The organism is Pseudomonas sp. GW822-FHT06D10 (genome assembly GCF_058799535.1).
In genome coordinates, this window is the sequence record NZ_JBXALN010000003.1 from 440,846 (window position 1) to 454,846 (window position 14,001).

At 63.9% G+C, this 14,001-nt stretch carries 14 protein-coding genes and 1 pseudogene; 5 read left to right on the forward strand and 10 right to left on the reverse strand.

Annotation, left to right across the window (positions count from 1 at the left end; genetic code table 11):
* Window position 1: 1 nt before the first annotated feature.
* On the forward strand, window positions 2-898 hold the full coding sequence (xerC, locus tag AC1RL5_RS11970) for a tyrosine recombinase XerC (RefSeq protein ID WP_011064188.1): 897 nt from the start codon (window positions 2-4) through the stop codon (window positions 896-898).
* Complete coding sequence (locus AC1RL5_RS11975; protein ID WP_072451853.1) at window positions 898-1,602, forward strand: HAD family hydrolase; 705 nt, start codon at window positions 898-900, stop codon at window positions 1,600-1,602. Before xerC ends, AC1RL5_RS11975 begins: the two co-directional genes overlap by 1 nt.
* A 126-nt stretch (window positions 1,603-1,728) precedes the next feature.
* Here the strand turns inward: AC1RL5_RS11975 and sutA are convergent, their stop codons facing one another.
* From sutA to glnK, 4 genes are all read right to left on the reverse strand, one after another.
* Window positions 1,729-2,052: a dormancy-specific transcriptional regulator SutA gene (gene sutA, locus AC1RL5_RS11980; RefSeq protein ID WP_007926654.1), complete on the reverse strand. Its 324-nt coding sequence runs from the start codon at window positions 2,050-2,052 to the stop codon at window positions 1,729-1,731.
* Window positions 2,053-2,154: 102 nt separating this feature from the next.
* Window positions 2,155-2,580, reverse strand: a complete 426-nt coding sequence (locus tag AC1RL5_RS11985; protein ID WP_011064190.1) for a secondary thiamine-phosphate synthase enzyme YjbQ — start codon at window positions 2,578-2,580, stop codon at window positions 2,155-2,157.
* A 210-nt stretch (window positions 2,581-2,790) separates the two neighbouring features.
* On the reverse strand, window positions 2,791-4,128 hold the full coding sequence (locus AC1RL5_RS11990; RefSeq protein ID WP_011064191.1) for an ammonium transporter: 1,338 nt from the start codon (window positions 4,126-4,128) through the stop codon (window positions 2,791-2,793).
* 33 nt (window positions 4,129-4,161) lie between these two features.
* Entirely contained in the window at window positions 4,162-4,500 is a 339-nt protein-coding gene (gene glnK / locus AC1RL5_RS11995; RefSeq protein WP_002555808.1) for a P-II family nitrogen regulator, read from the reverse strand.
* A gap of 416 nt (window positions 4,501-4,916) precedes the next feature.
* Between glnK and AC1RL5_RS12000 the strand changes: the two genes are divergently transcribed.
* Window positions 4,917-5,177, forward strand: coding sequence for an accessory factor UbiK family protein (locus AC1RL5_RS12000; protein WP_072451854.1), 261 nt, complete (start codon window positions 4,917-4,919; stop codon window positions 5,175-5,177).
* A 186-nt stretch (window positions 5,178-5,363) separates the two neighbouring features.
* Window positions 5,364-6,857 (forward strand): YifB family Mg chelatase-like AAA ATPase, encoded by a 1,494-nt coding sequence (locus AC1RL5_RS12005; RefSeq protein ID WP_207239515.1) that lies wholly within the window; start codon window positions 5,364-5,366, stop codon window positions 6,855-6,857.
* 4 nt (window positions 6,858-6,861) lie between these two features.
* Here the strand turns inward: AC1RL5_RS12005 and AC1RL5_RS12010 are convergent, their stop codons facing one another.
* Both AC1RL5_RS12010 and AC1RL5_RS12015 read right to left on the reverse strand, forming a co-directional pair.
* Entirely contained in the window at window positions 6,862-8,076 is a 1,215-nt protein-coding gene (locus tag AC1RL5_RS12010; protein ID WP_492589325.1) for an aldose 1-epimerase family protein, read from the reverse strand.
* A gap of 112 nt (window positions 8,077-8,188) precedes the next feature.
* A complete protein-coding gene (locus AC1RL5_RS12015; RefSeq protein WP_093405521.1) occupies window positions 8,189-8,767 on the reverse strand; it encodes a TetR/AcrR family transcriptional regulator in 579 nt (192 codons plus the stop codon).
* Window positions 8,768-8,880: 113 nt separating this feature from the next.
* On the opposite strand from AC1RL5_RS12015, the gene AC1RL5_RS12020 reads away from it, so the two are divergent.
* Entirely contained in the window at window positions 8,881-9,807 is a 927-nt protein-coding gene (locus AC1RL5_RS12020) for an ABC transporter six-transmembrane domain-containing protein (protein ID WP_170866332.1), read from the forward strand.
* Window positions 9,808-9,810: 3 nt separating this feature from the next.
* On the opposite strand, the gene AC1RL5_RS12025 is transcribed toward AC1RL5_RS12020, so the two are convergent.
* The 4 genes and pseudogenes from AC1RL5_RS12025 to AC1RL5_RS12040 all read right to left on the reverse strand — a co-directional run bounded on the left by AC1RL5_RS12025 (window position 9,811) and on the right by AC1RL5_RS12040 (window position 13,988).
* Window positions 9,811-10,779 carry a Ca2+-dependent phosphoinositide-specific phospholipase C gene (locus tag AC1RL5_RS12025; RefSeq protein ID WP_015637460.1) on the reverse strand — a complete coding sequence of 323 codons (969 nt, stop codon included), beginning with the start codon at window positions 10,777-10,779 and terminating at the stop codon, window positions 9,811-9,813.
* A gap of 119 nt (window positions 10,780-10,898) precedes the next feature.
* Entirely contained in the window at window positions 10,899-11,759 is an 861-nt protein-coding gene (locus AC1RL5_RS12030) for a methyl-accepting chemotaxis protein (RefSeq protein ID WP_370059457.1), read from the reverse strand.
* Window positions 11,754-12,875: pseudogene (locus AC1RL5_RS12035) on the reverse strand (Cache 3/Cache 2 fusion domain-containing protein); the annotation flags it as partial. The gene AC1RL5_RS12030 and the pseudogene AC1RL5_RS12035, both read right to left, overlap by 6 nt.
* A gap of 192 nt (window positions 12,876-13,067) precedes the next feature.
* Window positions 13,068-13,988 (reverse strand): LysR substrate-binding domain-containing protein, encoded by a 921-nt coding sequence (locus tag AC1RL5_RS12040; RefSeq protein WP_011064199.1) that lies wholly within the window; start codon window positions 13,986-13,988, stop codon window positions 13,068-13,070.
* Window positions 13,989-14,001 lie beyond the last annotated feature (13 nt).

Sequence of the window (14,001 nt, forward strand, 5' to 3'; positions counted from 1 at the left end):
CATGCAACAACAGCTGGACGCCTACTGCGCGCATCTGCGCAGTGAGCGCCAGGTGTCGCCCCACACCCTGCAAGCCTACCGGCGCGACCTCGAGAAGGTGCTGGGGTTCTGCGAGAAAATGCAGGTGCGCAGCTGGACCGACCTGGACATCCAGGGCCTGCGCAGCCTGATTGCCCGCCTGCACCAGCAGGGCCAGTCGTCCCGCAGCCTGGCGCGCCTGCTGTCAGCGGTACGCGGGCTCTACCACTACCTGAACCGCGAAGGCTTGTGCACTCACGACCCGGCCAACGGCCTGGCGCCGCCCAAGGGCGAACGACGCCTGCCCAAGACCCTGGACACCGACCGCACCCTGCAGTTGCTCGATGGCGCCGTGGAAGACGACTTCCTGGCCCACCGCGACCAGGCGATTCTCGAACTTTTCTACTCCTGCGGCCTGCGCCTTTCCGAACTGACCAGCCTCAACCTCGATCAGCTGGACCTGGCGGACGGCCTGGTCCAGGTCCATGGCAAGGGCAGCAAGACCCGGGTCCTGCCGGTGGGCAAGAAGGCTCGGTCAGCCCTGGAGCAATGGCTCCCCCTGCGCGCCCTGAGCAACCCGCCTGATGGTGCCCTGTTCGTCAGCCAGAAGGGCCGGCGCCTGGGGCCGCGGGCCATCCAGCTGCGGGTCAAGGCCGCCGGCGAGCGCGAACTGGGGCAGAACCTGCACCCGCACATGCTGCGCCATTCCTTTGCCAGCCATTTGCTGGAATCCTCCCAGGACCTGCGCGCCGTGCAAGAGCTGCTGGGGCATTCGGACATCAAGACCACGCAGATCTACACCCACCTGGACTTCCAGCACCTGGCGGCGGTCTACGACAGCGCCCACCCACGGGCCAAACGCAACAAAGGCGGTGAGTAATGACCATCAAGCTGATCACCTTCGATCTCGACGACACCCTGTGGGATACCGCCCCGGTCATCGTCAGTGCCGAAGCCACCCTGCGCCAGTGGCTGACCGAACACGCACCCAATCTCGGAGGCGTGCCGGTGGAGCATCTGTGGGCCATTCGCGAGCGGGTGCTGCTCGCCCAGCCGAACCTCAAGCACAGGATCAGCGCCCTGCGCCGCCAGGTGCTGTTTCATGCCCTGGAAGAAGCCGGGTATGACCATGCCCAGGCCAACCAGTTGGCCGACCAGAGTTTTGAAGTTTTCCTGCATGCCCGGCATCAGCTGGAGATCTTTCCAGAGGTCCAGCCGACCCTGGAAGCCCTGGCCAATCACTTCGCCCTTGGCGTGGTCACCAACGGCAACGCCGACGTGCGCCGCCTGGGCCTGGCGGACTATTTCAAGTTCGCGCTGTGCGCCGAGGACATCGGCATCGCCAAGCCCGACGCCCGGCTGTTCCACGAAGCCTTGCAGCGTGGCGAAGCGACTGCCGACACCGCCGTGCATATCGGCGACCACCCGGGGGATGACATTGCCGGCGCACAGCAGGCAGGGCTGCGTGCGATCTGGTTCAATCCCAACGGCAAGACCTGGGAAGCCGAACGTGCGCCAGACGCCGAGATCCGCAGCCTGATTGAACTACCCGGGCTGCTTGCCCACTGGCATCGCGGCGCCTGAACCGGCGCTTTCGCGAGCAAGCTCGCTCCTACAGCAAGCGCCGGCGCTCGGGGCCGTTTCCAAGAAGGGTGCCCATGAAAAAGCCCGCAGCGACGGCGGGCTTTTTCAGCAAGCAAGGTGCAAGGCTCAGATAGGCCGGCTGCCGTACTTGTTATCAGGCTTCTTGGGCGGATCGGCGACCACGTTGGCCTCGACTTCCTGCACTTTGCCGCCACGGGCCAGGAACTCTTCCATGGCACGCGCCAGTGCATCACGCTCCTTGTTCTTGGCTTCTACACTCGGCAGCTCGTCTACCGAGACGGCAGCCTTGGCCTTGCCTTTGGCGGTTGGAGCAGGAACATCACTGCCATCGTCTTCCGCCACATCGTCGGCGGCCGCTTCAAGACCTTCTTCGGTTTCGTCTTCGTCACCTACTTCGAGGTCGTCGTTTTCCAGATCATCGTCGCTCATGTTCTACCTCATGACTTGCGAAAAGCAGATTAGTTATAGCCCAGCTGTGCCGACTGTCGAAGGCCGCTGGAAAAAAATCAACGTCCACTGATACTCAGCGGCTTATGCCTTATCACCGTGCAAGGTGGCAAGGACTTTGCGAGCACCGCCATGATCGCGATGCTCGCCCAGATAAACGCCTTGCCAGATGCCCAACGCCAGACGCCCCGCCGCTACCGGCAAAGTCAACTGACAGCCTAGCAAACTGGCCTTGAAGTGCGCCGGCAGGTCATCCGCGCCTTCGTCGTTATGTTCGTACCCGGCCATGCCTTGAGGCACCAGGGTGTTGAAGTAACGCTCGAAGTCACGCCGTACCGCCGGATCGGCGTTCTCGTTGATGGTCAACGAGGCCGAGGTATGTTGCAGCCACAGATGCAGCAGACCAACCCGACATGCCTTCAACTCAGGCAGGCCGGCGAGCAACTCGTCCGTCACCAGATGAAAGCCCCGGGGCCTGGCCCGCAGGGTAATCAGGGTCTGTTGCCACATACCGATCTCCACGCTTCGGCGCGCATTCTAGCGCGCTCAGGGAAAAAACAAAGCGCCGAATAATCCTGCTTTAGTGTAAGCATTTGCCCTGCCGGAAATCGTCACGGCAAACACGCCAATGCTTGTCAGAAAATCCTTTCAGCCTTTCTCAATGACAAACATCAGGCAAAAAAATGCCCGGCCGGAGCCGGGCTTTTTTTTCTTGCGCGATTACAGGTTGTAACCACGCTCGTTGTGTTGTGCCAGATCGAGGCCGACCGCCTCTTCTTCCTCGCTCACCCGCAGCCCCATGACCGCGTCCAGAACCTTGAGGATGATGAAGGTGACGATCGCGGTGTAGATCACCGTGAAACCCACGCCCTTGGCCTGGATCCAGACCTGAGCGGCCACATCGGTCACGGTGCCGAAGCCACCCAGGGACGGAGCAGCGAACACACCGGTGAGGATCGCACCGAGAATACCGCCGATGCCGTGCACGCCAAAGGCGTCCAGGGAGTCGTCATATCCCAGCTTGCGCTTGAGGCTGGTGGCGCAGAAGAAGCACACCACACCGGCCGCCAGACCGATGATCAGGGCGCCCATCGGGCCAACGGTACCGGCAGCCGGAGTGATTGCCACCAGGCCTGCGACCACACCCGAAGCGATGCCCAGCGCGCTAGGCTTGCCGTGGGTGATCCACTCGGCAAACATCCAGCCCAGAGCGGCGGCAGCCGTCGCGATCTGCGTGACCAGCATGGCCATGCCGGCGGTGCCGTTGGCGGCAGCGGCGGAACCGGCGTTGAAGCCGAACCAGCCGATCCACAGCATGGCTGCGCCCATCAGGGTGTAACCCAGGTTGTGTGGCGCCATCGGCGTGGTCGGGAAACCCTTGCGCTTGCCCAGCACCAGGCAGGCCACCAGGCCCGCGATACCGGCGTTGATGTGCACCACGGTGCCGCCGGCAAAGTCCAGCACGCCCCAGTCGCCCAGCAGCGAGCCCGGACCGCTCCAGACCATATGGGCGATCGGCGCATACACCAGGGTGAACCACACGCCCATGAAGATCAGCATGGCCGAGAACTTCATCCGCTCGGCGAAGGCACCGACGATCAGCGCTGGAGTGATGATGGCGAAGGTCATCTGGAAGGTGACGAACACCGCTTCAGGGAAAAGCGCAGCCGGGCCGGTCAGGCTGGCCGGGGTGATGCCCGCCAGGAAGGCCTTGGAGAAGCCGCCCACGAAGGAATTGAGGTTGACCACGCCGGCTTCCATCCCGGTGGTGTCGAACGCCATGCTGTAGCCGTAGATGAACCACAGAACAGTGATCAGGCCGGTAATGGCGAAGCACTGCATCATTACCGAAAGAATGTTTTTCGACCGCACCATGCCGCCGTAGAACAGCGCCAGGCCAGGAATGGTCATGAACAGCACCAGGGCTGTGGAGGTCAGCATCCAGGCGGTATCGCCGGAGTTGAGGACTGGAGCCGCCGCTTCGTCTGCCGCCATGGCCAGGCCTGGCATTACGAGGGACAAAAGGGCTCCTAGCCCTGCGAATTTACGCAGAGTCATATTGTTTTCTCCTGGGGCGTTGGGTTTGGCGGCTTAGATTGCGTCGGTATCGGTTTCGCCGGTACGGATGCGAATAGCCTGTTCCAGATTGACCACGAAGATCTTGCCGTCACCGATCTTGCCGGTGTTGGCGGCCTTGGTTATCGCCTCGATAACCCGGTCAAGATCCTTGTCGTCAATGGCGACATCGATCTTCACCTTGGGCAGGAAATCCACCACGTACTCCGCACCGCGATACAGCTCGGTGTGACCCTTCTGCCGGCCGAAGCCTTTGACTTCAGTGACGGTAATGCCCTGCACGCCGATCTCGGACAGCGACTCGCGCACGTCGTCCAACTTGAACGGCTTGATGATGGCAGTGACTAGCTTCATGAAACTCTCTCCCGAATTGGTGGACTTGCCCCAGGAAAACAAACCCGACTCAAGTCTAAGCGCAGTGCCTGGCTTTGTAACGCACCGTCGGCCTTCCTCAGCCCGACCGACGCCAGCTAACCGCTGTCTGACGAAACACTCCCCGCTCCGCCTGCCGCACTGCATTCGTCACAGCGACTGCATCAGTGCATGGGTCACCAGGGTCTAAGCAGAAAGCTTGCCAGCTCGGGAAAAATCAGTGATTTCAGTCCCTTGCCCCGAGCCGGCAGGGAATGCGGGAAAACGGCACCCGGGATACGCACAAAAACGGTGCGCTGGCGCCCGGCCAGATGCGCGAAAAACGTGCAACCCGGGGCCACCTGGAGCGTCGTTGCTGCGTGATACACTGCGGGCCGACTGCAATTCAGGACTCTCCCATGCTCGCGCCCAAAGACCTTCTCGACGCCCTGAGCGGCCACGCCTCGCGGTTGCTCAGCGGTGAAACACCCCTGCCCCGCAATGAAATCGAAAGCCAGTTCAAGGCCCTGCTACAAAGCGGCTTCAGCAAGCTGGACCTGGTCAGCCGGGAAGAATTCGACAGCCAGATGGTGGTCCTGGCCCGCACTCGCGCGCGCCTGGAAAGCCTCGAAGCCAAGGTGGCGGAGCTGGAAGCCCGGCTGAACCCGGCAGCGCAATGATCTGAATCCGGGTTCGCCGGCAGGCCGGCTCCTACAGACCTGTCCTGTAGGAACTGGCTTGCCGGCGAAGGCTCGTACACCGACGACATATCCTGTGCCCATTCGGGCGCTCCTCTGGCCAGCCCCCTCATCTATCCTTGCAGCACCGCAGGACGCGGTTCCCGCTGTCGCAAGGAAGCTCTCCCCATGTCCCTGGCAATCATCCACAGCCGTGCTCAGGTCGGCGTCCAGGCTCCGGCTGTCAGTGTTGAAGTGCACCTGGCCAACGGCTTGCCGAGCCTGACCCTGGTGGGCCTGCCGGAAGCCGCGGTCAAGGAAAGCAAGGACCGGGTGCGCAGCGCAATCCTCAATGCCGGGTTCAACTTTCCGGCCCGGCGCATCACCCTCAACCTGGCACCGGCGGACTTGCCCAAGGACGGCGGGCGCTTCGATCTGGCCATTGCCCTGGGCATCCTTGCCGCCAGCGCGCAGGTGCCGGCCCTGGCCCTGGACAACATCGAATGCCTGGGGGAGCTGGCGCTCTCCGGCGCGGTGCGCCCGGTACGCGGCGTACTGCCCGCCGCACTGGCGGCGCGCGACGCCGGGCATACCCTGCTGGTGCCACGGGCCAATGCCGAAGAAGCCTGCCTGGCCAGCGGCCTAAAGGTGATCGCGGTGGATCATCTGCTGGAGGCCGTTGCCCATTTCAACGGCCACGCGCCGATTGCGCCCTATGTCAGCGACGGCCTGGTGCAGAGCCACTTCCCCTACCCCGACCTCAGCGAAGTGCAAGGCCAGCTCGCCGCCAAGCGCGCCCTGCTGATCGCCGCGGCGGGCGCCCACAACCTGTTGTTCAGCGGCCCGCCAGGCACCGGCAAGACCCTGTTGGCCAGCCGCTTGCCCGGCCTGCTGCCACCGTTGCAGGAAGATGAAGCCCTGGAAGTCGCGGCGATCCAGTCGGTGGCCAGCCACAAGCCCCTGCGCTACTGGCCACAGCGGCCGTTTCGCCAGCCCCACCATTCGGCTTCGGGTGCGGCACTGGTCGGAGGCGGCTCGAAACCCCAGCCCGGGGAAATCACCCTGGCCCATCACGGCGTGCTGTTTCTCGATGAACTGCCGGAGTTCGACCGCAAGGTCCTGGAAGTGCTGCGCGAGCCCATGGAGTCCGGGCAGATCGTCATTGCCCGAGCCCGGGACCGGGTGCAGTTCCCGGCACGCTTCCAATTGGTGGCAGCGATGAACCCCTGCCCCTGTGGATATCTTGGCGAGCCCAGCGGACGCTGCCGTTGCACACCGGAGCAGATCCAGCGCTATCGCAACAAGTTATCCGGGCCGCTGCTGGATCGCATCGACCTGCACCTGACCGTGGCCCGCGAAGCCACCGCCCTCAACCCCGAGCCGCAACCGGGCAATGACAGCGCCGCAGCCGCCACCAGGGTCGCCGGGGCTCGCGAGCTGCAACGCGAGCGCCAGGGCTGCGCCAACGCCTTTCTCGACCTGCCCGGCCTGCGTCGCCACTGCAAATTATCCACAACCGACGAGCGCTGGCTGGAAGCGGCCTGCGAACGCCTGGGCCTGTCGTTGCGGGCCGCTCACCGTTTGCTCAAGGTGGCGCGTACCCTGGCGGACCTGGAACAGGCCGCGCAAATCAGCCGCGAGCACCTGGCCGAAGCCCTGCATTACCGGCCCAGCGCCGATTGAAGGTTCATTCCCGGGACAGGTCTACCAAGGGTGTTGGCCGCACTTCGGTCTGACGCCCATCCTGGATCTGGCTGACACGGCTCAGGGCTTTATCCACCGCGGCTTTATCGGCCAACAGGCTGTAGCGAATCTGGAATTGCCGCTGCTCCTTGGCGCCAATGCTCGGCACTAGATTCAACGGGCGCTGGTAACGGCGGTTGTAGGAAAAGCTGGTGCCCGGTTCCAAACCCGTCACATAACCCTGGCCCTGGGTGTCGGTGTTTTTCCACAGGGAAAACACCGGCAGTTGTCGAGTGTTGAAGCCCAGGGAAACACCCAGGCTCCCGGCCTTGTTGTGCAACACCGCCAGGGTCTCGCCCTGGGCGTCGGCGTAGGGCACGAGGTTGTACACGGTTTCGTCGTAGTCGCGGGTCGGGCCGCGATAGGTCTGCCAGTCCGCCAGGTCGGCCCGGGCCTTGTCATTGAACGGCGAAACCTGCTTCACCGGCGCGGCGAACTTCGCCCCCTGCTCCAGGAACGGCGTGCTGAAGTTACTGTGGTAGAGCGCCTGGTATTCCTTGGGGTAGTCGCCGTTGTTGGTCAGGGTGTCGTTGAGCGCAAACCGGGTGCTGCCGGGTTCGGTCACCAGTTCGGTGGCGACACTGAAATCCACCTTCTTGAACGCCTGTTCCTTGAGCTCGCCCCGCAGGTGAATGGCATAGGGCGGTTGCTCGTCGATATGCAGCGTGACCTTGCTCGCCGGGATGTTGGCCGCGCGGCCGTGCAGGGTCAGCAGCTCGCCATGATCCAGGCCCGGGTGCCCGACCCACTCATAGCCACAGCGGGCCACCAGTTCGTTGAAGCCCTCCAGCCAGCCCAGGCCGCCGCGGCCGTTAAGCTCGATGAAGGCCGGGTTGACCACCTCCTTGACCGGCGAATCCCAGCCCAGGCGCACATCGCCCACCGAAGCCTGCAGCACGTTCATGCCCCGGGTCGGCACCACCGAGAGCTGCATCACGCCGTTGTCGATGTCGACGATGCTCACCCCCTCCTGGCGTCCGCCATGCAGGGTGCGCAGGGTCACGGAAAACGGCCGCTCGGTCTTGACCCCCAACTGTTCACTGGTCAGGTGCAGGTTGCGGGGAGCCTTGTCGGTATCAAGCAATACATAGTCCCAGGCCATGGCGTGGGAGGTGGCGGCCAGCGCGCCAAGGGTGACCAGCAGTTTCAGCGGAGTCATGCAGGAGTGCCTTTTTTGGAGTTGTACGGTTTTTATAGCCTTGAAGAATCGTTTCAGCAAGGCAAAAAACCCCAATTAGCCGGACAAACTCCACTCCACTGGCCGTTTCCTGTCAGCCCTCGAACCCCAGCAGCAGGCCGGCCACTTCCATGACTTCCTGCAACGCAGCCTGGGCAGCTTCAGGGGAAGCCCGCAGCAACAGGTCATCGGCGTAACCCATGGTCTGGGCGAACAGTTGCCTTGCCGCGCGCTCGGGGCTGGCGCAGCGGAACACCCCCGTGCGGACCCCATCGGCAATGATCGCCGCCAGCATGTCCCGCCACTGGCCGTTGATCCTCAGGTAGGCCTGCGCCAGCTCGGCGTCATGCATAGCTTCGTCCCAGGCATCGAGCCACAGCGCCCAGCCGGCTTCGGAGGAATCGGGCAGGCAGTCACGGAGAAACCCCAGCAAGGCGTCCATGGGCGCGGCACCGCGCAGGGGCTGGCCCACCGCCTCCAGCTGGTCATCGGCAAACCGCACGAAGGCTTCACGGCGCAGCCCCTTCCAGTCACTGAAGTAGTGATAGACGTGGCTGCGAGACAGCCCCGCATGCTCGGCCAGGTCACGGGTGGAAACCTCGGCGAAACCCTTGCTGCGGAATAATTCCAGGGCCGCCTGGATGATCTGGTCTTTACGGTCGTTACGCGACATGTGCAATCAGGCCTCTTGGCGCCAGGATGGACGGCGCTTGCATTTTGAGCGTTCGCTCAAAGATAATTGAGCAGTCGCTCAATATTAACCGTTATCACTCTTGTGGTGCACTCATGTCCGCCGTCACCCCACTCATCGTCGTGGATCCAACCCAGAAAATCGGCCAGCAGACCGCCAGCCAGACCCTCAAGGCCATTGCCCGGGCGTATCCGGGCAAGCTGTTCGTCACCTTGTCCCTGGTGGCCCTGGAAAACGCCCTGCTGCTGGCCTACCCGCTGTTCGCCGGCTTCGCCGTGGATTCGATCCTGCGGGGCGACGCTGCCCATGCGCTGATCTATGCCCTGGTGGTGCTGGGCTTCTGGGTGGTGGGCGCGGCGCGGCGCGCGGTGGACACCCGTACCTTCACCCGCATCTACGCGGACCTGGCGGTGCCGGTGATTCTCAACCAGCGCCTGCAACAGCAGGACACCTCCACCGCCGCGGCGCGGGTGGTGCTGGCCCGGGAGTTCGTCGACTTTTTCGAAAAGCACGTGCCGACCATCGCCACGGCCCTGGTGTCGATCGTCGGGGCGGCAGTGATGCTGCTGGTGATCGAACCCTGGATCGGCCTCGCCTGCCTCACGGCGCTGTTGCTGTGCATGACCCTGCTGCCACGTTTTGCCCGGCGCAACCAGCAACTGCACGAACGCCTGAATAACCGGCTGGAAAAGGAAATCGGCCTGGTGGCCAGGGTCGGCGCGGTCTCGCTGCAGCGTCACTATCGCCTGCTGTCGCGGCTGCGCATCGGGCTCTCGGATCGGGAAGCCGCGGCCTATCTGTTCCTTGGCGCTGTGGCAGCGGTGCTGTTCGTCATTGCCATCAGCCAGTTGGCGCTATCGCCCGAGATCAAGGCCGGCCATGTGTATGCGGTGATGACCTACCTGTGGACCTTTGTCAGCAGCGTCGATGAAGCACCGACCATGGTCGATCAGCTGGCGCGCCTGCGGGACATCGGCAAGCGCGTGGACCCGGGGCTCGGTGAACCGACCGAACCCCGGTGAAGCTCAGAACGGCCGGATGCGATAGCCGCCGGCGTTCTGCTCGGCGAACTTGTAGTAGGCCGAGAGGTTGACCTTCTCGCTGATGTGCTGGGCGAACGACACCCCGTCATCGCCCCAGACCCGGCCCACATGGCTGTAGGCAAAGGCCTGGGCCGCCCACTTCTTATCGCCCTTGGACATGTTATTCATGGCCACGTAGCCGGACGACTGGCCGGACATGCCACTGACCTTGCCGCTGACATCGTTCTGGCCATTGGTCACTGGCGAGATGAACACCTTGGCGCTGGAAGTCCGGGCCTCGGCGTACTGCGAGAGCTTCTGGTTTTCCGAGTGGTTGAGCACCAGCAGGACCTTGCCCTGAAGCTGGCTGGCGGTGGGCCAGGACTTGCCCTTGAGGTTGCCCTGCAAGGCGCCCGCGCTGCTGCCGATGTGCGTGGCCAGGTCCTGGGGGGTATAGAGCTTGCCCTGGAAGACCCGGGTCACCAGCTCATCGAAATCCTTGGGCGTGCGCCCCGAGCTTTCCTTCGACCAGCCCTGCTTCTTGTCGAGGATCACCGTGATGGGAAAGTGCCCGGGGTGGTTGTCGCTCCAGTTCTTGACGTCGTTGAGGCAGGCTTCGAGATCGTTCTTGCCGGTGCCATCGCCCGTGCAATTGTTGTCGTTGCCGGACTGGAACAGGGTGCCGGGGTTGTGCCGCACGAACCAGTGCCGGGGCGAGCCGCCGGTCACCGCATCGCGCTGGTCCCAGAAGTCCAGTTCCAGGGTGCGCACACTGTCGAGCACGCTGCTGAAGGTGCTTGCGTATTGCTTCTCGTAGCAGTTGTGACAGGCCACCTGGGCGATGCCGTTGAACGGGGTATTCCAGGTAGCCGGGGCGATGAACGCCGGGCTTTCCTGGCTGAACGCCGCCGGGCTGAGCAAGAGTGCCGACAGCGCCAGGGCGCGGGGGACGAAACGGGAAAGATGAGTCATGCCAGCTCCTGCTGAAAGGGAGGTCCTTGGGGCAAACCACTGCTCATCTGTTTTAGTCGAATCAGGCCTCATTGCAACTTTCGCCCCCCAACCCGGATTGAGGGGCGAAGCGCCAGCCGTCAGCGGAAGCGATCGACTTCCTGGCGCAGGTCCGCGGCCAGGGTTTCCAGCTCACGGGCAGTGACCGCCAGGTTGGACACCACTTCACGCTGCTCGCTGTTGGCCTGGGCAATGCTCTGCAGATTGCTGCTGAGTACCGTGGCGGTGCTGCTCTGCTCCTGGGTCGCGGTGGTGATGGCGGCAAACTGCTCGCCGGCGCTGCGGCTCTGCTCGTCGATCAGGGCCAGGGCCGAGGCCACGTCGGCGTTGCGCGACAGGCCTTCCTGCATCAGGCGGTTGCCCTGCTCCATGGTCTGGATGGCGTGGCCGGTTTCCTGCTGGATGCTGGTGATCATCTGGGAGATTTCATCCGTGGCTTCACGGGTACGCGAGGCCAGGTTGCGTACCTCATCCGCCACCACGGCAAAACCGCGGCCCTGCTCACCGGCCCGGGCGGCCTCGATAGCGGCATTCAGGGCCAGCAGGTTGGTCTGGTCGGCAATCGCGGTGATCACTCCGACAATTCCGCCGATCTCCTGGGAGCGCTGGCCCAAGGTGTTGATCACCGTGGCCGTGCTGTTGAGGGCTCCGGCGATCTGTTCCAGGGAAGACGAGGCCTCTTGCATGGAGGTGCGGCCAATATGGGTCTGCTGGGCGTTTTCCTGCGCCAGGCGCTGGGTACTGCCCATGTTGTCGGCGATGTTCAGCGAGGTGGCGCTGAACTCCTCCACCGCCCCGGCCATGCTGGTGATCTCGCCGGACTGCTGCTCCATGCCTTCATATGCACCGCTGGACAAGCCGGACAGCACCTGGGCCCGACCATTGACCTCGGCGGCAGAGCGGCGGATGTGCTCGACCATGGTCGACAGGGCTTCGCCCATCTGGTTGAAGCTGCGGGCCAACTGGCCGATTTCGTCATGGCTGGCAACATTCAGCCGTGCGCTCAGGTCACCGCCGCCCAGGGCCTGGGCCTGGCGCACCAGGTCGCTCAGCGGTGCCAGCTTGCTGCGCAGCAGCCAGACCGTAGCGCCCACCGCCAGCAGCATGGCCAGCAGGCTGCCGATCACCAGCCGAATACCAACGCTCCAGGTCACCGCGCGGATCTCTGCCTTGGGCATGCTCGTCACCACCGACCAGGGGCCACCCTCGAACGGCACTGCCAGGCTGTAGAAGTCTTCGCCGTGATCACTCCAGAAACGCCCCTTGCCCGGCTCCTTGGCCGCTTGCGCCATGACCTGCGCCGCCTGCTCCGGCGCCTGCACGCCGGCCGGTGGCACCAGCCACTTGTTCTGCTCGTCGAGCAGGGCCAGGGAGCCGCTCTGGCCGATGCGGAAGCGCTTGAGGTTGGCGAACTGGGCATTTTGCGCATCGGTGTAATCGAAGCCGACAAACAGCACCGCGATGACCTTGCCGCTGCGGTCCAGCACCGGGGTGTACTGGGTCATGTAGAAGCGTTCGAAGAGCAAGGCCCGGCCCACATAACCCTGGCCCGCCATGAGTTTCTGATAGGCCGGGTGGGCATGGTCGAGCAAGGTGCCGATGGCACGGCTGCCATCCTGCTTGCTCAGGGAGGTACTGACCCGCACGAAGTCATCGCCACTGCGCACGAACAAGGTCGCCACACCGGCGGTCATCTGCTTGAACTGGTCGACTTCGGCGAAGTTGTTGTTCAGCACCACATCCCCCAGGTGCAATCCCGGGGTCTGCACCCCGGCCACGCTCACCGGTTGTTCCGGATGCAGGCTCAGGCCGCTGCTGAAGCGGTTTTCGAACAGGCCGCTGAGGCGCTGGGTGCTCTCGCGCAGGCTGCCGTGGAACGTGCTGAGCTGATCGGCCAGCAGACGGGCCTCACTGGCCAGGTGTTCCTCTCGGGTGTCGAGGTTCGCCGAGTCCAGCGAACGCAAGGCGAACAGGGTGCTGCCGCTGATCACCAGGGCGAGTATCAAGGCAAGGGCGAGCCCTAGCTGAGAGGCTATGCGGGCACGGGGTTGGGACATGATGGCTCCTTGCCGAGAAGGCGGATCATCCTGATCGGTCAGCACCCTCGGCAGTCATAATTCTAAGATTTTTAATCAGTTAGGACCTTCCTGAACGCTGGTTCCATAAGCCATGGATTCGGCGGCACGAGCCAATACTTGAGCGCTTTGCAGGGATATTTGCACGCCCCACCAGCCGGGTACTGCAACGTTTCAGCCCAGGCGCTCTACGGCGGGCAGTTGCATGGCCTGGACCTCGCCCTGAAGGAAGTCGCTGAGGCGCCGCAAACGCTCGCCTCCGGGCCGGGTCCTGGGCCACACCAGGTAGTAGTTCAGGCCACTGGCCACCGCTGTCGGCCAGGGCAGGCTCAAGCGACCCTGGGCCACATCCTCGGCCACCATCAGCAAGTCCCCCATGGACACGCCGTAACCCCGCGCGGCGGCAATCATCCCCAGCTCCAGGGTGTCGAACACCTGCCCGCCCTTGAGGGACACCTGGTCGGTCAGGCCCATGTGCTCCAGCCAACTGCGCCAGTCGCGGCGGTCCGGGGTCGGGTGCAACAGCTCGGTGGCGGCCAGCCGCGCCACGTCCCAGGGCTGATCATTGAGCAGGTTCGGCGCGCCCACCGGAATCAGCAGTTCGGGAAACAGGTAGCTGGCCTCCCAGTCCGGGGGGAAGTGACCGTTGCTCAGCAGCACCGCGCAGTCGAAGGGCTCCTGGTTGAAGTCCACCGAGTCCACGTCCATCCAGGCACTGGTGAGCTGCACCTCATTGCCCGGCTGCAAATGGCGGAAGCGGCTGAGCCGCGCCAACAGCCAGCGCATGGTCAGGGTCGAGGGCGCCTTCATGCGCAGGATGTCATCTTCGGCACGCAGGGTATTGCAGGCCCGTTCCAGGGCACCGAAGCCCTCGCGTATCCCCGGCAGCAGCAAGCGCGCCGCCTCGGTCAGTTGCAAGTTGCGCCCGCTGCGCTGGAACAGCCGGCAAGCGAAGTGATCCTCTAGGGTCCGGATATGCCGGCTGACCGCGCTCTGGGTGATGGACAGCTCTTCGGCTGCCCGGGTGAACGAGCTGTGCCGGGCCGCTGCCTCGAAGGCGCGCAGGGCATACAGCGGAGGAAGACGACGGGACATGCAGGCACTCCAG